Below are 20,442 nucleotides of genomic sequence, written 5' to 3'. Positions count from 1 at the left end.
AAAATAAATTAAAAATTAATTCATAGCCTTTATCTGTGCTATCATCTCAGGTATTACCTTAGTGTAATCACCAACTATAGCAAGGTCTGCAGCCTGCATTATTGCAGCTGAATCATCCTTGTTTATGGCAACTATATAATCACTATCCTGCATTCCTGCAAGATGCTGTATTGCTCCGGATATTCCACAGGCTATATATAGATTAGGTCTTACAGTTTTTCCTGTTTGTCCTACCTGATATGCCTTATCTATCCAGCCATTATCTACTGCCGCACGTGAGGCTGATATTGTTCCGCCCAGTACGTCTGCAAGTTCTTTAAGCATGTCAAAGCCTTCAGGTCCGCCAAGTCCTCTTCCGCCCGATACAAGAACCTTTGCATCTCCTATATCTGCAATATTTTTAGCCGATTTTACTACTTCCTGTATTTTTGTTCTTATATCTTCTTCTTTAACATCTATATCTACTTTCTCTATTTTTCCTTTTCTTGATGTATCCTTATCAAGTTTTTCAAATACACCGGGTCTTACTGTTGACATCTGGGGTCTGTTGTCCGTGCAGGCTATTGTTGCCATCAGGTTTCCTCCAAATGCAGGTCTTGTCATAAGAAGGTTCTTTCCTTCTTCGTCTATATCAAGTCCCGTACAATCTGCTGTAAGTCCTGTTGAAAGTCTTGCAGATACCCTGGGTCCGAGATCCCTTCCTATAAATGTTGCACCAACTAAAAGTATCTCCGGTTTTCTTGCATTAACAAGTTCATGTATAACATTTGCATATGCGTCTGTCGTATACTGTTTCAAGTTTGGATTGTCTACACATATAACATTGTCTGCACCGTAAGATACCAGTTCTTCTGCCAGATGTTCCACTCCGCTTCCAAGAAGAATGGCAGTTACTTCCTCTCCTAATTTATCTGCCAGTTCCTTTCCTTTTCCTGCTAATTCAAGGGCTACTTTCTGAAGCTTGCCGTCCCTTTGTTCAGCAAATACCCATACACCTTTATAATCTGCTATACTCATGTTTAAATCCCTCCTATAAATTTAGATGAAATGTTTTTCTTTAAGTTTTGCAACTCCATATGCAGCTGCTTCTTTGAATGGTTTATCTACAATTTCTCCCTTTCCTTTTGCTGCTTTTGGCCAGGATTTCTTAACCTTTGTAGGTGAGCCTTTCAGTCCAAGAAGGGATTTATCTACATCAATATCATCTGCCGTCCATAATTTTACTTCCCTCTTGTAAGCATCAAATATCTTTGACATATACATATATCTCGGTTCATTCAATTCTTTTATTGCAGTCAAAAGAACCGGTGTCTTTACTTTTATCATTTCATATCCATCTTCAAGTGATTTCTTTACAGTAAGTTCGTTCCCGTCTACCTTTACATCCTCTACATATGTTACCTGAGGAATTCCGAGGTGCTCTGCTATTTCAGGTCCTACCTGTGCGGTATCTCCATCTATAGCCTGTCTGCCTGCAAATACTATGTCATAGTCAAGTTTTCTGAGTGCACCTGCAAGTGCATTTGATGTTGCTAAAGTATCTGCTCCTGCAAATGCCCTGTCGGAGATCAATATTGCCTCGTCTGCACCCATTGCGAGAGCCTCTCTTAAAGCCCTGTCGGCCTGTGGAGGTCCCATGCTTATTACTGTTACTTTTGCCCCCTGACTTTCTTTTAACTCAATAGCACCTTCAAGTGCATTTTTATCATCGGGGTTTATTATAGATGGAACTCCTTCTCTTATAAGTGTCCCGGTTTTTGGATCTATCTTAACTTCGTTGGTATCAGGTACCTGTTTTAAGCAAACTACTATATTCATATGTTTAACCCTCCTATTTCTTTAACAAATTGCCCGAGATAACCATCTTTTGAACTTCTGATGTTCCTTCATATATTTCTGTTATCTTGGCATCTCTCATCATTCTCTCAAGCGGATAATCCTTGGTGTATCCATAGCCACCAAGAATCTGCACTGCCTTAGTTGTTACAGCCATTGCAGTTTCTGCCGCAAACAATTTTGCCTGTGCTGCATCTACTGTAAATGGAAGCCCTTCCTGCTTTCTCCATGCTGCTTTGTATACAAGATATTTTGCTGCCTCTACTTTAGTGTCCATTTCAGCTACATACCACTGCAGTCCCTGGAATGCTGCTATAGGTCTACCAAATTGTTTTCTTTCCTTCATATAGTTTATAGCATATTCAAGTGCCCCTTCTGCTATTCCAAGAGCCTGTGCGGCTATTCCTATTCTGCCGCCGTCAAGTGTTGTCATCGCAACTTTAAAACCTTTTCCTTCTTTTCCTAAAAGGTTTTCTTCCGGTACTTTTAAATCTTCAAATATAAGTTCTGTTGTTGAAGATCCCCTGATTCCCATCTTGTCTTCTACTTTTCCTATTGTGAAGCCGGGCATTCCCCTTTCAATTACAAATGCTGATATTCCCCTTGTGCCCTTGCTCTTGTCTGTCATTGCAAAAGTTACAAAAGTGTCTGCATATCCTCCATTTGTTATAAATATCTTGGAGCCATTTAATATGTAACTGTCTCCTTCTTTTCTTGCCGTTGTCTGCTGTGCTGCAGAATCTGTTCCTGCATTAGGCTCAGTTAATGCAAATGCACCTATTTTCTTTCCGCTTAATAGATCCGGGAGGAATTTTTTCTTCTGCTCCTCTGTTCCGAAGTTATATATTGGCCAGCAGCATAGTGATGTATGTGCTGAAAACGCTGTTGAAGTAGTTGTGCATGCTTTTGCAAGTTCCTCTACTATCAGTATATAACTTAAATAATCGGCACCGGCTCCGCCTAATTCTTCAGGATAAGGCATACCCAGCATCTCATATTTTGCCATTTTTCTCATTGTTTCTATCGGGTATTTTTCTTCTGCGTCAACTTCTTTTGCAAGTGGCTCTACCTCATTTTTTACAAATTCAGCTGCCATCTGTTTTATTAATTCTTGTTCCTTTGTCAAACCAAAATTCATTATATTAACCTCCTATCTATTCTTAAAAGATTTGTCCCTTTTTTCAACAAATGCAGTCATACCTTCTTTTTGATCTTCTGTTGCAAAACAGAGTCCAAATACTGCTGATTCATATGAGAGACCTGTATCTATATCACATTGCATTCCCTTGTTTATTGCCGCCTTACACATTTTAACTGCTATAGGTGCATTAACTGCTATAGAATTTGCAAGATCTTTTGCTTCCTTCATCAAATCATCTGGTTCCACAACCTTGTTTACAAGACCTATTCTGTATGCCTCTTTTGCATCAATCATTTTAGCTGTATATATAAGTTCCTTTGCCATTCCTGTTCCAACTATCCTTGGAAGCCTTTGAGTTCCACCATCTCCTGGTGTTATTCCAAGACCTACCTCAGGTTGTCCAAATTTAGCTTTACTTGAAGCTATTCTTATATCGCATGCCATTGACAATTCACAACCGCCACCAAGTGCGAAACCGTTTACTGCTGCTATTACAGGTTTCTCAAGATTTTCTAGTTTTCTTAAGACTTCATTCCCAAGCATTCCAAATCCTCTTCCGCCTTCTGTATTCATGTCTTTCATTTCAGTTATATCGGCACCTGCAATAAAAGCTCTACCTGCTCCTGTAACTATTACAACCAGTATTTCATTATCTTTAGAAATTTCATCAACAACATTACCAATTTCTACAAAAGTTTCAGTGTTTAGAGCATTAAGTGCTTTAGGCCTATTAATTGTAACTATAGCTATTTTCCCATCCTTTTCAAAGGTAAGATTTTTAAATTCCATCGCTTGCTCCTCCTCATTAATGAAATAATCAATGTTATATAATTAACGCATTTTGTTAATAATATAACAAAATAATATAAAAAATAATTGAACTACGTGAGCTCAATTATTATTATAAACCTTAGCATACAATATTTCAATATAAAATAGTCAAATATTTATAAATTTTACCTTCTATTCAGACAATTATTCTATATCATTTAATAAGCAACTTAAAGTAAGTAAACTATCACTTAGATGAACATCTTCAATCTTTATATCATCCGGGGCAACTAAATCTACAGGAGCAAAATTCCAGATCCCTTTAACTCCATTTTTAACTAAAACGTCACATACCTTCTGGGCGCTATTTCTAGGAACACATATAATTCCAATGTCTATGTGGTTTTCTTTTAAATACTCCGGCAATAAATCCACATCTCTTATTTCTATATCCCTTAACCTTAGCCCAAATAACCTTGGATTGGCATCAAATAATGATTGAATTTTAAATCCAAGTTTGTCAAATCTTATATAGTTTGCTATAGCCTGACCTATATTTCCAGCTCCTACTATAATTGTTCCATATGCCTTAGTAAGTCCTAATATATTCCGTATCTGATTATATAACTCACTTACATTATAACCATACCCTTGTTGTCCAAAGTCTCCAAAACAATTTAAGTCCTGTCTTATTTGAGAAGCCGTGAAACCTATTTTTTCACTTAATTCCTTGGAAGAGATTCTATCAACATCATTCTTCAATAATTCTGTTAAATACCTGTGATACTTAGGTAATCTCTTTATAACAGCCATTGATATATTTTTTTTCTTGTCCATACCGCACCTCTTATTATATATATTTATTATATATTTATTCTTCAGTCACATTATCATTTAATAATATTATACGTCAATTTTTTATTATACCTTTTTAATCACAACTATGCAATATTTATCAAATATATTCAAAAGTATGTTTAATTTATAATATAATAATATGTATTTATAAATATTTTATGTAATTAAAAATTATATAAAATAATTTTTTCTACTTTAAATTGTTATACTATATTAAAATATTCTCTTTCATACTAAAAATTGCACTACAAAAAAATTCGCTGTCATAGTAAAATAGTATTGGTCAAATTAAGGAAGGTGAAAACATGATTATCTTAAGCTGTAAAAATATTCATAAAAGCTATGGAACTGATATTATATTGAACGATATAAATCTCAATTTAAATGAAGGTGAAAAGGTAGGTTTAATAGGTCCAAATGGAGCCGGTAAATCAACACTTTTTAAGATTATAACCGGTCAGTTAGAAGAAGACCTTGGTAATTTATTTATTGACAAAAATAAATCAATAGGTTACCTTTCACAACATTTATCTTTGGAATCTTCTAATAGCATATATGATGAAATGCTTACTGTATTTAGAGAACTTTTAAAATTGGAAAAAAAATTATCAACTTTGGAAAATATAATGAATCAACCATATAATGATAATAATAAGAAACAATATGACAAAGCAATTAAAGATTATACTACATATACTGAAATATATAATAATAAAGGTGGATACACATATAAAGCTGAAATAGGAAAAGTTTTGAGCGGACTTGGATTTAATCAGGATGACTATGATAAAAATATAAGTATATTAAGTGGTGGTCAAAAAACCAGAATTGCTCTTTGTAAACTGCTTCTAGTGAAACCACAAATCTTATTATTAGATGAACCTACAAATCATCTTGATCTAGATGCTATAGAGTGGCTCGAGGATTACCTGAAAATGTACAAAGGCACAGTTTTAATAATATCCCACGATAGATATTTCTTAGATGCTATAACTTCTAAAACACTGGAATTAATAAATGGTCATATAAATTCATATAATGGTAATTATACTCAATATATTGATTTAAAGAAAAAAAATTATGATACACAATTAAAAGCTTATAATCTACAGCAAACTGAGATCAAAAGGCAAGAGGAAATAATCAAAAGATTCAAATCTTTTAACAGAGAAAAAAGTATAAAAGCTGCTGAAAGCAGACAGAAAGCATTAGACAAAATTGAAAGAATAGAACAACCTGACAAAGAACAAAAAATTGATCATATAATATTTGAAACACAAATTAAAAGTGGAAATGATGTTCTGCATATCGAAAACTTAAGTAAAAAATTTAACAAAGTCTTATTTCAAAATTTAGATCTAGATATTAAAAGAGGAGAAAGAACAGCTATCATAGGCGAAAATGGGCGAGGAAAAACTACTTTATTTAAAATAATAATGGATAAACTAAAAGCAGATTCTGGAACTTGTTCTATTGGTAAAAATGTATTTATAGGATACTATGATCAGGAACAATCAAATCTTAATTTAAACAAAACTGTGCTAGATGAGGTTTGGGATGATTTTCCCGAATTAACTACAACCGAAATACGAAGTTATCTTGCTGCTTTTCTATTCCAAAATGATGACATATTAAAAAAAGTGTCGGATCTGAGTGGAGGCGAAAAATGTCGAATAAATCTACTAAAATTAATGCTTTCAAAATCAAATTTTCTTTTACTTGATGAACCGACAAATCATTTAGATATAATGTCAAGAGAGGCTTTAGAAGATGCTTTATTCAATTATGATGGAACTGTACTTGTCATATCACATGATAGATATTTTTTAAACAAAGTCATCAATAAGATATACGAACTTACTGAAAATGGTGCTAACGAATATTTGGGTAATTATAGTTATTATATCGAAAAAAAGGAGAATCCATTAAGATTCAAAAAGGATAATAGCGAATTATCAGAGAAAACTAAAACTCAGATAAACAATGAAAAGAAGAAAAAAAGGGAAATCAAGAAATTAGAAAAAGAACAGAAATTAAAGATCCAAAATCTAGAAGACAGTATATCAAATATTGAAAATTTAATATTAAAGCTTCAAGATGATTTGTGCAGGGAGGATATTTATTCAGATCCTCAAAAAAGTGAAACCATAAACAAGATGTTGATTGAAAAGCAATCTAAGCTAGATAGTTTATATGAAAAATGGGAAAAATTAATGTAGGGATTATAACCCTACATTTAATTTATTTTCTGTACTTCCCGATCTTTTCATTCATAGTAACACCATCTGGCTTATAGTCTATCTTAACTATAGATGCTACTCTTTCTGCACCATTTTCCACACATATTTGTTGGGCTTTTTTTACGATATCAAGTAATTCATCAAGTTCACCCTCCATTGTTGTTTCCATAGCACCCACTTCATATTTCACACCAGTTGACTTTATGTAATCTATAACCTTATCAACAACTTTATATAAATCCTTATCTTTAACTGATGGTAACACCTGCAAGCTGACATTAATCGCTGACATTTTATCACTCCTTGCCATAAATAAAATTATAATTTATCATTTAAAAATACCCCAAGTTTACTATCAACTTCTGATAAATGCATTACAAAATTTTCAGTAAAAAATTCATTCATCTCCATTATTTTAGTAATTGAAATATAATTCATCTTAAGCACGCTATCAAATGCGTATATTTTTCTTAAGAAAAGATTATGCTCTGCCTTATGTTCCTCATATCCTGAATACATGTATTTAACCATATATTCTTCTTCATCTTTGAAATGATTTTCAAAATATACTTTTAGAAAATTAAACACCCTAATTACTTCATCCCAATCCCTATCATTACACGCCTCTCGAAATTGCTCTATAGCATTAAAAAGTTTAATATGCTGTTCATCAATTTTATCTACACATATTAATAATCTATCTGTGAATAAACCTAGCATAACGTTCCTCCCAAAAACTAATAAATATATAATTGTTTAAAATAGTTTAATAATAAATCTGCTTATATTTTGAGTATTTGTTTTAATCTTTTTACATTATTTCTACTAATAGGTATTTCTGATTTTTCACTATCATTCATGACCAATTTATAAGTGCCATTAAACCATGAATATAATTCTCTTATATTATCCATATTCACAAGATAACTTCTATGAGCCCTAAAAAAATTAGTTCTTTCTTCTATTTGATGTAATGTATATCCAACAAAATATTTATTACTTTTTGTTCTAACATAAGTTTTTTCATTTTCTATATAACAGTAATAAATATTTCTAACATCAACAAGTATTATTTTTCCATTTCTATCGCATGGTATCCTTTTAACCATATTTTTTTCTTTATCAATTTCATTAATCAATGTATCAATCATCTTCGGGAGTTCACTTTGTTCGGATATTTTTTGCCACTTATCTACTATCTTGTCAATAGTCTTTGATATTCTCATATCATCAAATGGCTTTAAAATATAATCCATAGCTCCTACCTCAAATGCTTGTACTGCATGTTTTTCATACGCTGTTACAAAAACTATATCTATTTCTTTATTATATTCCTTCACTGCTCTGGCAAGTTCCATACCATTTTTAACGGGCATATTTATATCCAAAAACACTACATTTGGAAGTTCCGTTTTTATTAAATCCATCCCTGTTTCACCATCATAGGCTATATTCGAAACATAAATAGAGTCATACCTAGATATTATATATTTTAACTCTTGTGCTGCAGGAACTTCATCTTCTACGATTATACACTTAATTTTATTCATTAACTGATTTTACCCCCTTTTGGTATTAAAAAACTAACTTTAGTACCCTTATTTAAAACAGTTTCAATTTTAAGCATATTATTTTCCCCATATAAGAGCCTTAATCTTTCATTTACATTTTTAAGTCCTATGCCTGGTGAGCTACATTTAATTTGATTTAATCTTTCATTATTCATACCTACACCAGTATCTTCAACTGAAAACTCTACTTCATGATCTTCATTATAAAGCGCCATAACTGTAACGCTTCCTCCCATAGGTTTTGGAAGTATGCCATGTTTAATTGAATTTTCTATAATTGGCTGTAATATAAATACTGGCATTTTTAAATCCAACATATCTTCAGGTATATCTATACTTAACTTGAGTCTCTCTCCAAATCTGGCTTTTTCTAAGGATAAATATGAATTTATAAAATCAATTTCATCTCTCAATGGTACAAAATCTTCTTCTCGATTCAGAGTCTGTCTAAAATAGTTTGAAAGATCTATAATAAGCCTTTTTGCTTCCAGTGGATCAGTTCTACAAAAGGATGCTATAGTATTTAAAGCATTAAATAAAAAATGAGGTTGAATCTGTGCGCGCAAGGCTCTAAATTCAGCAGTTGATGCTTCCTCTGCCAATTTATTTAAATTATACAATTCTATCTGCATCGATAAAAGATCACTTAATTCTTTTACGAACTGCCAGAAATATACATCTATATTTGCCTTCGATTTAACCTCAAGCCCCAGTACTCCTCCAAAATTCACACCAGAAATAAAAAGAGGTGCACAAACAAAGTACAACATTTTTTTATTATACTCAAGCTTTAATATAGTATAACTTGGATGTTTATAATAATCATCTAAAAGGCTACTTAGTTTATCCTTATCCAGCTTTTGCCCACAATATGTTAACAACTTGCTCTTGTCAGCAATAAATACACCATTTATATTTGATATCTCATATATAATTTCAGCTGCATCTTTAGCAGTATCCATATTTAATCCTTTTCTCATATGAACAATAGTTCTTTTGGCAATGTTAAGTGCTTTTTGGGCCTGTATAGCTCCAATTCTGTCATATTCATTTCTAGCATTTTGTATTATATTAATAAATAAAACAACACCTAATGAATTTATAATTATCATAGGAAACGCTATAATCTTTACCAATCGTATCGTATCTACAAGTGGTCTTGCAACGACTAAAAGTATTATCATTTGTAAACATTCTGCTATCACAGCCCCTATAAAACCACTTTTAACACTAAAAGTACCTTCCTTAGAGTATTTTCTAGCTAAACTTCCAACTATTCCTTCAACAATTGTCGCTATTCCACATGCCAGTCCGGTAAAACCACCCATGAAATATCTATGTATACCAGCAATAGTTCCAACTATTATTCCTATAATAGGTCCTCCAACATATCCTGCAACAATTGCACCAATTGGTCTAGTATTAGCGATAGCATAAGGTTCTAAACTCACGCCTGTATATGTTCCAATTATTGCAAGAAGACTAAAAAATACCACCATAATTATTTTATCCGAAATTTCAAGCCTATCTTTTATAAGATTCTTAAAGATATGTGATTGATTATATATATAAGCAGCTAGTGCTATTAGAGCCATTCGCTCTAATAATTGAATATAAAGCAATTTATCCCCCCTATTTCTATTATATTTTAAATATAAAACATTATTAATCAACGAAATCGACAAACAATTGAATGCAAATATTCTTTTCACAAGCGGCTTTAATATATATTATATAACAAAATAAAAATATTTAAATAAGATATTTTTTGTAAATAACGAGTATTGCTAATCAGGTTTTAATTTTTGCACTTCATTCCTAAATTTTATCTTTTAAACGTGTATCTATATATAAATCATATTTGAAGTATTAACATAACAAATGTAATCGTTTTATACAACTATAAGATTCATAAATAATTATTTTATTAGGGGGGAATCTATATGAACTCTATAGTTTTAGTCATCATTGCTGCTTTAGTATTAGTTTTAGGTTATAGACTTTATGGCGCTTTCATAGCAGCAAAAGTATTAGTTCTAAGGGATACCACGGAAGTTCCATCAAAAATTTATGAAGATGGACATGACTACGTACCTACAAATAAGTGGGTATTACTCGGGCATCATTTTGCAGCAATCGCTGGTGCCGGTCCACTTATAGGACCTGTTCTTGCAGCCCAATATGGTTATCTTCCTGGAACTCTTTGGATTTTAATCGGCGGTGTTTTTGCCGGTGCTGTACACGATATGGTTATACTTTGTGCATCTGTCAGATATGATGGAAAATCAATTGCCGAAATTGCTAAGGCCAATCTCGGTAAAAAAATGGGAATATTGACCTCTATATCGATATTGTTCATTCTCATAATAACAATGGCAGGTCTCGGACTTCCTGTTGTAAACTCACTATATAATAGCCCCTGGGGTACATTTACAGTTGGTTTCACAATTCCTGTCGCTATATTTATTGGAATATATTTAAAATTTATAAGACCAGGTAAAATTGTAGAAGGAACTATCATAGGTATGGTTCTCATACTGGTAGGCGTTATTTTAGGACCCTATATACAGAGTACTGTACTTGCACCATACCTGACATTCAACACAAAACAAATGTCGTTGATACTTGCAATCTATGGTTTTTGTGCTGCTGCACTTCCTGTATGGCTTTTATTACTTCCCAGGGATTATTTGAGCACATACATGAAACTTGGTGTTATAGCATTACTTGTTGTTGGTATAATACTTGTTAGACCTACTATACAGATGCCGGCTTTAACTCGATTTGTATCCGGTGGAGGTCCAATAGTAAACGGTAAAGTATTTCCATTCCTGTTTATTACAATAGCCTGTGGTGCATTATCCGGTTTCCATTCACTTATAGGTTCGGGTACTACACCAAAATTGATTGCAAACGAGAAAGATGTGCTTCCTATTGGTTTTGGTTCAATGCTTATAGAATCATTTATAGCTCTTATGGCATTAATAGCCGCAACTTGCCTTCCAACCGCTGATTATTTTGCTATAAACTCAGCACCTGCTGTATTTGCAAAGCTTGGAATGGTTCCTCATGAACTTCCAATGCTATCACATATGGTTGGTGAAAATCTAGCCGGAAGACCTGGTGGTTCTGTATCACTTGCAGTAGGTATGTCCTATGTATTCTATAAGATTCCTGGACTTGAAGGATTAATGGCCTATTGGTATCATTTCTGCATAATGTTTGAAGCATTATTCATATTAACAACTATAGACTCCGGTACAAGAATCGGAAGATATCTGCTTCAAGATTTAATAGGCCCTGTTTGCAAACCACTTGCTGATAAAAATTCAAAATTTAATATTATATTCTTTAGTGGCCTTATGTCATTTACCTGGGGTTACCTTCTATATACAGGAAATATATCAACAATTTGGCCATTATTTGGTACTGCAAATCAAACACTTGCAGCTGTGGCATTTGCAATAGGTACCACTGTACTAATAAGGAAAGGAAAACAAAAGTATGTACCTATAACCATTATTCCAATGATATTTATAAGTGTAGTAACCCTAACTGCATCAATAGAAAATATCACAACAAATTATATACCAGGACACAAGGTATTATTATGTATAATGTCTATAATACTCATACTAATTCTTATATCTATAATGTACGAGAGTGTAAAAGCTTGGAAGAGAGACTGGGGTAAATTTTCAGATAAAACTGAAATACCAAATCAATCATTATAGTCTTAAATTTAACATTCAATTTATATGGTTTTAGATTTTTATAAATACGAACTTAGACTTACCAGGAACTTTTTAGGTGACGAATTTTGGAAATGTCAACTGAAGTATAACTTAAGCTTGGAATCACAAACCATATAATTATAATAAAAAATGTAGATGGTTTATTATAACCATCCACATTTTTTATCATTACTTAATCGAATACATTTGTAAGTCTATTAAACAAGTCTTTATCCTGTTTTATCTTTTCTTCATTTCCAAGCACACAAATATAATTTTTACTCATTACATCATTTATTAAACTGCTGTATTTTTTAATTTCATTAACATCTGTATTTAGAACTTCATCTCTTTCTCTTTGTATATCTTCATATTTAATGCCTTTTATATATCTCTCAAAAACTTTTTCACCTTGCACTGAAGGAGTCAATGGGTAATCTAAGTCAGATATGGCTCCAATTATGTACTTCCTCATTTCTCTATCATCTGCATTAAAATTTTCTATGAACTTTCCAGCTTCATCATAAACCTTCAAAGTATCTTTCAAATTCGGATCACGATATGATGTAAAAAACATATTTCCATTTCTCTGGAATGAAGAGAAGCACCCATAGGCACCACCCTGTACTCTTACCTTATTCCACAAATACGTATAATTTGCAATTGCTTTGAGCACCTGTAAACTTCCGCTGTATTTATATCCAAGCTCTATAAAATTATATGCTTTGGATACATACTGAACCTTGCCAGATGTCATTATTCCCTCATTTAGAGGAGTCAAATCAAACTTATAGTTATTGTGACAAACTTTACCCGAATCGAGGTTATCGTATAATGTGTTTAAAAACTTTCTATTTTTATCATAATTTTCTTTGTCAAGCGTTATATTTGTAATCAAATTATTTTTGTTAAATACACTATGTGCTACTTCCTTTAAATTATTAGTTATCTCTTCAGCTTTTTGTTCAAAGTTTTTATCAAGATCAACGATGAAGTTATAAAATTCAATTCCATTTACGACATCTTGATATTTACCTACATTAGAAAAATATGATAGTAAATGATTTGCCGTTACAATATGTCCTCTATCAAAAATTATCATTTCCATTCTTGATTTTGTTTCATCAATTATTTCTCTTATTCTATTTTTATCATCAAATTTACTTCTCTTAATTATCTCTTCTAAAAGTTCAACTAATTTAGGCAAATTATCAATTAAAACCTTTGTTTTTATTGATAGCATAGCTTCAAACTTATCTACACTATCATTTTTTGAAAATGTTTCAACCGAATATGTTATGCCGCCAGTGTATATATCAACAGCTTTTGATAAATCCTCATAATTATAATTTTCAGTATTTATTCTCCCTAATACAGTATTAAGAAGAGATAAATACGGTATAAGTTCCTGCTTTACAGAAGATGTATTAAAATACAAATTTGTATATACAATTTTATTTGTAAATACAGGATGGTAAATTACTTTTACACCACATTCTTCATCTTCTTCAAACTCAAGTTTCTTAGCTTTATGATCTATATCATCTATAGAAATAAGCGGTATTTTTTCTAGATCCTTTGGTGAATCGGGAGTACTCTGTCTCTTTTTCAATTCCTGAGTATTCCTTATAAGTTCTTCTAATTGATTTTCAGACAAACTGTTTTTAAATTTTTCAAGCTCTTCTCTTACTTGCTTTTCATTCTTTTCAAGTAATCCTTTTTCTGGCTCTACTATAAGTATTGAACTATGATCGTTATTTAATATATATTTTTCTATAAGGCTCTCAAAATATGATGTGGTTAACGCAGACTTTATTTTCTGTATATTTGCATCATATGCAAGATGGATCCACGGTTTTTCATCATATAACCAGCTATCCATACATTTCATTCCATATACTAATCCCTTTGGATATCCCTGATAATTAGCCTCTCTAAGTCCAAATTCTTTTATATTTATAGCTGCCTCTATAAGTTTTTTGTCTATTCCGTCATGTACTAATTTTCTTAAACAGTTTACAACAACTTTTTTAAACTCTTCCGCTTTATCCTTATTAGAATTCTTAACAATTATAGAAAATACAGTTTGAAGCATACTCGATTCAAAGCTGCCGAATACATCCTTACCAATTTTAGCACCAATTATAGCTCTCTTTAAAGGTGACGAAGGCATTTCTAATAATAGTAATTCAAGTATATCAAATGCCAGATATTCTTCTGAATTAGTTGCTTTTCCTATAACAAAATTCATACTTAAAAATGTTTTATCTTCTTCTTTCTCATTACCCAATATAGGATATTTAATAACCATTTGCCTTTGAATATCAAAAGGAAGTTGAATATCTATTTTAGAATCTATATTTTGTCTGTCAAAATTCCTAAGATAATTGTCATTCAGAAAATTAAGCCTATCTAATATATCCATCTTGCCATATAAGTATATATAACTATTAGAAGGATGGTAATACTTTTTATGAAAATTTACAAACTGTTCTTGCGTTAAACTCGGTATTACATATGGATCTCCACCGGATTCAAGTCCATATTGTGTATCAGGAAAAAGGGATTCTGATATTTTTCTAAAAAGAATAGATTCTGGAGATGAAAAAGCACCTTTCATCTCGTTATAAACTACCCCCTTATAATTTATAGGAGCATCCTTATCTTCAATCTCATAATGCCATCCCTCCTGCATCATGATCTGAGAAGTTTTATATATGTTTGGATAAAAAACTGCATCTAGATATACATCCATTAAATTTGAAAAATCCTTATCATTTGTACTTGCCACAGGATACATAGTCTTATCTGGAAATGTAAAAGCATTTAAAAAAGTATTTAAAGATCCCTTTATAAGTTCTACAAATGGCTCCTTAACAGGAAACTTCCTGGATCCACATAATACAGAATGTTCCAATATATGTGGTGTTCCTTTGCTGTCTTCCGGAGGTGTTCTAAAACTTATTGCAAAAACCTTATTGTCATCATCATTTTCAAGGTAAAATAATCTAGCTCCACTTTTTTGATGCTCAAATATCATTCCACAAGAATTTATCTCATCTATCTGCTTTCTTTCCAAAAGTTTAAAACCACTATATTCTTTTCCTATCTGTAACTCCATGTATTTATCTCCCTTCAAATTATTATAGTTTTATCAAATTTTAACTAACTTATACACTATTTTCATACAATTATATATATAATTATATACAAAATAGCGATTAAATAAAACAATACATAAAAACTGATCAAATTGAAGGTCGATAATCCGAATCTATATACAAAATTACATATTCAATATAAAGTTAACTATAACATATACCCCATAGAACAGGGCCTCATCAGATGCATCGAAGTTACTTGAATGAAGTGCATTCATTCCCTTTATCTTATCGCTTATTCCAAGCCTAAAATGTACTGATGGACACTCTTCAGCAAAAAAAGCGAAGTCCTCAGCCGTGAAGCTCTTTTCAAGACCAGAAACATTTTCACTTCCAAGTATGCCTTTAGTTAATTTTATAAATTTATCTGTAAGTTCAGCATTATTTATTAAAGGAGGATATCCATATTCATATTCAATATCAAGCTTACATTTAAAATTTTCCGCACAGATTTTTGCTGTACTTTCTATTTCATCTTCTAAAACCTTTCTAAGATTATTATCAAAAGTTCTTACCGTTCCCATAACTTTCGTTTCATCACTTATTACATTTGGTGCATTTCCAGAATTAATGGAAGCAAATGTAGCTACAAAAGGATTCAATGGATTATTTCTCAAGTGAAACTTTTCATTCGACGTTTGAATAAAGTCCATAGCAGGATAAATCGTATTATTACAAAGATACGGCATTGCAGCGTGACCACCTTTACCTCTAAATGTCATTATAAAATCGTCAACAGAAGCCATAGATGCTCCCGAGGCTACTTCTATACTTCCCACATTAAGCTCAGGCCACACATGAAATCCTACTATTTTTGTAACTTTAGGATTTTTAAGAACACCCTCTCTTATCATTGGAAGTGCTCCACCGCTGTCCTCTTCTGCTGGTTGAAAAATAAATTTTATACATTTCTTGAATCCAATCTTTTTTAATATTAGTGCGCACCCGAGTACAACCGCCATATGGTAATCATGTCCACATGCATGTGATACTCCATTGACAGGAAGAGCATCCATATCAGCTCTTATGGCAGTACATTCATCCCCTCTATTTAGAAGTCCTACTACGCCAGTATTAAATACATCACATGTTTTTATATCCATACTATTTAAAAAATCATTTATTATATTGTGTGTCTTATACTCCTTAAATGATAACTCGGCATTATCGTTTAATCTTTTTCTTACACTTATTATCTCTGACATATTTTCCTTTATTACTTCTATCAAATTCATAAAACAGCCCCCATTGCATAATAAAACATTGTTTTGAATAATTATTCATATTTTATCACCAATATAGTATTTATTCAACACATATTCACTTTAAACTAAAAATTGCTGTGTGGATATATAATAATTCACACAGCAATCATTTATAATTTATTTTAACTTAACGAGAAGTTCTCCGCTCTTAACCTGATTTCCTTCTTTTACTAACACTTTTTCAATAACACCATTCTTAGGTGCAGTAACATTTGTTTCCATCTTCATAGCCTCTATTACAACCAGGCTTTGTCCTTTCTCCACCTTAGCTCCTTCATTAACCAATGTTTTCAATACAGTTCCTGGAATACTTGCACCTATTTCATTTTCATTATCCGGATCTGCAAACTGAACATTAGCTTCTGAGATCTCTATTTTTGCACTACTTACTTTATCTTTTATTTTTATCTCTCTTCTATTGCCATTCACTTCAAAGACTAAAGTCCTATATCCTTGAGCATCTAACTTCCCTATTTGAAGAAGTTGAACAATAAGTGTTTTTCCTTCAGCAATTTCAACCTCACAAGTTTCTCCTTCTTTAAGTCCATGGAAAAATACATCACTTCCCATATGACTTAAATCTCCATACTCTTTAACGTATTTTAAAAATCCTTCAAATACATCTGGATATAAAGAGTAGCTTATAACATCTTGATCACTCGCATCCATCTTGAATTTTTCGTCCAAATGTTTTTTTATTTTTCCAAAATCATCATCTGGAAGAAGTTCTCCCGGTCTACACGTAATAGGTTTTTCATCTTTCAACACCAATTTTTGAAGTTTTTCTGGAAATCCGCCCATCGGTTGTCCCATCATACCTTTGAAGAAAGTTACCACAGAATCAGGGAAAGGCATATTCTTAGCTTTTTCATATATATTTTCAGGAGTCAAGTCATTTTTAATCATAAATATTGCTAAATCACCAACCATTTTTGATGATGGTGTAACTTTTACTATATCTCCTACCATATAATTTACTTTTCTATACATATCCTTCACATCTTCAAATCTGTGCCCTAAACCAAAACTTTCAACCTGAGGTTTTAAATTCGAATATTGTCCTCCAGGAATTTCGTATTTGTATATCTCAGCAGTTCCAGTTTTCAAACCTGATTCAAACTCCTTATATACAGGTCTTACTGCACTCCAGTAATCTGATAGTGCCTGCATATCGTCTAAATCAATGCCTGTATCTCTTTCAGTATTCTTTAATGCTGCAACTACAGAGTTTAAAGAAGGCTGACTTGTAAGTCCAGACATACTGCTAAGTGCTGTATCAACTATATCCAAACCTCCATGAGCTGCCATTAATACTGTTGCTACTCCATTTCCTGTAGTATCATGTGTATGAAGATGTATAGGTATGGATATTTCCTGTTTTAATGCCCTTATAAGTTTTAATGCTGCATATGGCTTAAGTAAAGCCGACATATCCTTTATTCCAAGTATATGAGCTCCCGTCTTTTCTATTTTCTTAGCAAGATCTACATAATATTTAAGGCTGTATTTATCTCTACTTTCATCAAGTATATCACCTGTATAACACATACAAGTTTCAGCAATTTTACCCTGATTTAATACTTCATCAGTTGCAACTTCCATGCCTTTCAACCAGTTTAATGAATCAAATATTCTAAAAACATCTACTCCAGATTTTGCTGACTGCTGTATAAACTTTCTTATTACATTATCAGGATAATTTTTATATCCAACAGCATTTGCTCCTCTTAAAAGCATCTGAAATAATACATTAGGTATTCTCTTTCTAAGTTCTTCAAGTCTCTCCCAAGGAGATTCCTTTAAAAATCTATATGCAACATCAAATGTCGCTCCACCCCAAACCTCAAGTGAGAATATATCCTTTCCAAGGACTGATTGAGCTTGAGAAGCTTTAAGCATATCAATTGTTCTCATTCTTGTTGCCATAAGGGATTGATGTGCATCTCTCATTGTAGTATCTGTTATAAGCAATTTATTCTGAGATTTTATCCAATCAACCAATCCTTGAGGACCTTTTTCATCCAATATTTGTTTTGTACCATACAATGATTCAGTAGGTTCAAATTTAGGAACTACAGGAACATCATAATCATCTTTTTCGCCTTTTGTTTTATTTACAACTATATCTCCTACATATTTTAATATTCTAAGTTCTTCATCTGCTTTTGGTGATATTTCAAATAATTCTGGGTTATTAGCTATAAAATTAGTATCACACTTTCCTTCTGCAAAGTCTTTATGATTTAAAACATTTATCAGGAAATCAACATTTGTTTTTACTCCTGAAACTGTAGTTTCTTTTACTGAACGAATTGACTTTCTTATTGCATCTTTAAATGTTCTTGACCAAGCTATTGTCTTAACAAGCAGACTATCATAGTAAGGACTTATAACTGCACCTGTAAATCCATTTCCGCCATCAAGTCTTATTCCAAACCCTGACCCAGTTCTATATACATCTATCTTCCCATTGTCAGGTGCAAAATTATTCATTGGATCTTCTGTTGTTATTCTGCATTGTATTGCGTATCCTCTAGGTTTTATATCTTCCTGTGAGCGTATTCCAACTTCTTTAGAATCTAAACTATACCCTTCAGCTATAAGTATCTGGCTTTGTACAATATCTATACCGGTAACCATTTCAGTTACAGTATGTTCAACTTGAATTCTTGGATTCATTTCTATAAAGTAATGATTTAAATTTTTGTCAACCAAAAATTCTAATGTACCAGCACTTCTGTAGTTTACAGATTTAGCTATTTTAAGTGCATCCTCACATATATCTTTTCTTATTTCCTCTGGAATTGCTACTGCAGGTGTAAATTCTATAACTTTTTGATGTCTTCTTTGTATTGAACAATCTCTTTCAAATAGATGCACTATATTATCATACTTATCCCCTAATACTTGTACCTCTATATGTTTAGGGCTTTCAAGATACTTTTCAATAAACATATCATCTATGCCAAAAGCTTTTTTAGCTTCATTTTTAGCACTTCTATATGCTTGAATAAGATCTTTTTCCTCATACACAATTCTCATTCCCCTGCCGCCGCCGCCTGCTGCAGCTTTTAGCATAACTGGATATCCACATATTCTTGCAAATTTTAAGGCTTCCTCATCAGTTTTTATAGTTTCTTGTACTCCAGGAATAGTTTTTACTCCAGCCTTTTCAGCCATAATCTTGGATTGAATTTTATCTCCCATCTTATTCATCATTTCATCTGTAGGTCCTATAAATTCAATACCAGCTTCCTGACATTTCTTTGCAAACTCAGCATTTTCGGATAAAAATCCATATCCAGGATGTATAGCATCAACACCTTTTTTAAGTGCAAGGCTTATTATTTCGTCAATATTTAAATAAGCCTCAACAGGACCTTTATTTTTACCTATCAAATATGCTTCATCAGCTTTTGTTCTGAACAATGAGCGTTTATCTTCATCTGAATATATAGCCACCGTTCTTATTCCCAATTCATTACAAGCCCTGAAAATTCTTATGGCAATTTCTCCTCTGTTTGCAACAAGAACTCTCTTAAATTTTTTAACCAAGTCCACCAACCCCTTCTTAGATTGTATAATATTGTATATAGCGAATATTTATTAATTAAAATAACGATAATATTATTATATATAAGTATCAAAATTATTTCAATTGCAATTGTTGTTTTTTTTAACTTGCATTTTTAATAATTTCTCAAAAAAACCTTGTCATTTAATTAACATACCACTTTGGAAATATATAATATTATTTTAACATAAATTATACTATTATCAACCTATATATTCTAAAAAATATAATGTAAATATGTAAATAGCATATACTATAATATATTTATATGCTATATAGTATATGCTATTT

14 protein-coding genes are annotated in these 20,442 nt (G+C 31.9%); 2 read left to right on the top strand and 12 right to left on the bottom strand.

Annotated features, from left to right (window positions below; all coding sequences use genetic code 11):
* Window positions 1-15: 15 nt before the first annotated feature.
* The 5 genes from D4Z93_RS02570 to D4Z93_RS02550 all read right to left on the bottom strand — a co-directional run bounded on the left by D4Z93_RS02570 (window position 16) and on the right by D4Z93_RS02550 (window position 4,585).
* Window positions 16-1,017, bottom strand: coding sequence for an electron transfer flavoprotein subunit alpha/FixB family protein (locus D4Z93_RS02570; RefSeq protein WP_119970189.1), 1,002 nt, complete (start codon window positions 1,015-1,017; stop codon window positions 16-18).
* 21 nt (window positions 1,018-1,038) lie between these two features.
* The gene (locus tag D4Z93_RS02565; RefSeq protein WP_119970188.1) at window positions 1,039-1,818 is read right to left on the bottom strand and encodes an electron transfer flavoprotein subunit beta/FixA family protein; all 780 of its coding nucleotides are present in this window, start codon (window positions 1,816-1,818) and stop codon (window positions 1,039-1,041) included.
* A 13-nt stretch (window positions 1,819-1,831) separates the two neighbouring features.
* The gene (locus D4Z93_RS02560) at window positions 1,832-2,974 is read right to left on the bottom strand and encodes an acyl-CoA dehydrogenase (RefSeq protein WP_119970187.1); all 1,143 of its coding nucleotides are present in this window, start codon (window positions 2,972-2,974) and stop codon (window positions 1,832-1,834) included.
* A gap of 12 nt (window positions 2,975-2,986) precedes the next feature.
* Window positions 2,987-3,766 carry a short-chain-enoyl-CoA hydratase gene (locus tag D4Z93_RS02555; RefSeq protein ID WP_119970186.1) on the bottom strand — a complete coding sequence of 260 codons (780 nt, stop codon included), beginning with the start codon at window positions 3,764-3,766 and terminating at the stop codon, window positions 2,987-2,989.
* Window positions 3,767-3,952: 186 nt separating this feature from the next.
* Entirely contained in the window at window positions 3,953-4,585 is a 633-nt protein-coding gene (locus tag D4Z93_RS02550; RefSeq protein WP_119970185.1) for a redox-sensing transcriptional repressor Rex, read from the bottom strand.
* A gap of 326 nt (window positions 4,586-4,911) precedes the next feature.
* Between D4Z93_RS02550 and D4Z93_RS02545 the strand changes: the two genes are divergently transcribed.
* Window positions 4,912-6,825 carry an ABC-F family ATP-binding cassette domain-containing protein gene (locus D4Z93_RS02545; RefSeq protein WP_119970184.1) on the top strand — a complete coding sequence of 638 codons (1,914 nt, stop codon included), beginning with the start codon at window positions 4,912-4,914 and terminating at the stop codon, window positions 6,823-6,825.
* 22 nt (window positions 6,826-6,847) lie between these two features.
* Here D4Z93_RS02545 and D4Z93_RS02540 read toward each other — a convergent pair whose 3' ends face one another.
* The 4 genes from D4Z93_RS02540 to D4Z93_RS02525 form a co-directional block, all read right to left on the bottom strand.
* On the bottom strand, window positions 6,848-7,138 hold the full coding sequence (locus D4Z93_RS02540) for a thiamine-binding protein (RefSeq protein WP_119970183.1): 291 nt from the start codon (window positions 7,136-7,138) through the stop codon (window positions 6,848-6,850).
* 26 nt (window positions 7,139-7,164) lie between these two features.
* Entirely contained in the window at window positions 7,165-7,566 is a 402-nt protein-coding gene (locus D4Z93_RS02535; RefSeq protein ID WP_119970182.1) for a bacteriohemerythrin, read from the bottom strand.
* A gap of 62 nt (window positions 7,567-7,628) precedes the next feature.
* Window positions 7,629-8,396, bottom strand: coding sequence for a LytR/AlgR family response regulator transcription factor (locus tag D4Z93_RS02530; protein WP_119970181.1), 768 nt, complete (start codon window positions 8,394-8,396; stop codon window positions 7,629-7,631).
* Complete coding sequence (locus D4Z93_RS02525) at window positions 8,396-10,039, bottom strand: LytS/YhcK type 5TM receptor domain-containing protein (RefSeq protein WP_119970180.1); 1,644 nt, start codon at window positions 10,037-10,039, stop codon at window positions 8,396-8,398. Before D4Z93_RS02525 ends, D4Z93_RS02530 begins: the two co-directional genes overlap by 1 nt.
* Before the next feature lie 321 nt (window positions 10,040-10,360).
* On the opposite strand from D4Z93_RS02525, the gene D4Z93_RS02520 reads away from it, so the two are divergent.
* Window positions 10,361-12,151, top strand: coding sequence for a carbon starvation CstA family protein (locus tag D4Z93_RS02520; RefSeq protein ID WP_119970179.1), 1,791 nt, complete (start codon window positions 10,361-10,363; stop codon window positions 12,149-12,151).
* A 193-nt stretch (window positions 12,152-12,344) separates the two neighbouring features.
* Here D4Z93_RS02520 and D4Z93_RS02515 read toward each other — a convergent pair whose 3' ends face one another.
* From D4Z93_RS02515 to D4Z93_RS02505, 3 genes are all read right to left on the bottom strand, one after another.
* A complete protein-coding gene (locus D4Z93_RS02515; RefSeq protein ID WP_119970178.1) occupies window positions 12,345-15,272 on the bottom strand; it encodes an insulinase family protein in 2,928 nt (975 codons plus the stop codon).
* 165 nt (window positions 15,273-15,437) lie between these two features.
* Window positions 15,438-16,547: a M20 family metallopeptidase gene (locus D4Z93_RS02510; RefSeq protein ID WP_119970177.1), complete on the bottom strand. Its 1,110-nt coding sequence runs from the start codon at window positions 16,545-16,547 to the stop codon at window positions 15,438-15,440.
* Window positions 16,548-16,694: 147 nt separating this feature from the next.
* A complete protein-coding gene (locus D4Z93_RS02505; protein ID WP_119974199.1) occupies window positions 16,695-20,132 on the bottom strand; it encodes a pyruvate carboxylase in 3,438 nt (1,145 codons plus the stop codon).
* Window positions 20,133-20,442 lie beyond the last annotated feature (310 nt).

The organism is Clostridium fermenticellae (assembly GCF_003600355.1).
Taxonomy (GTDB): domain Bacteria; phylum Bacillota; class Clostridia; order Clostridiales; family Clostridiaceae; genus Clostridium_AV; species Clostridium_AV fermenticellae.
This window is presented reverse-complemented; position numbering and strand designations above follow the sequence as displayed.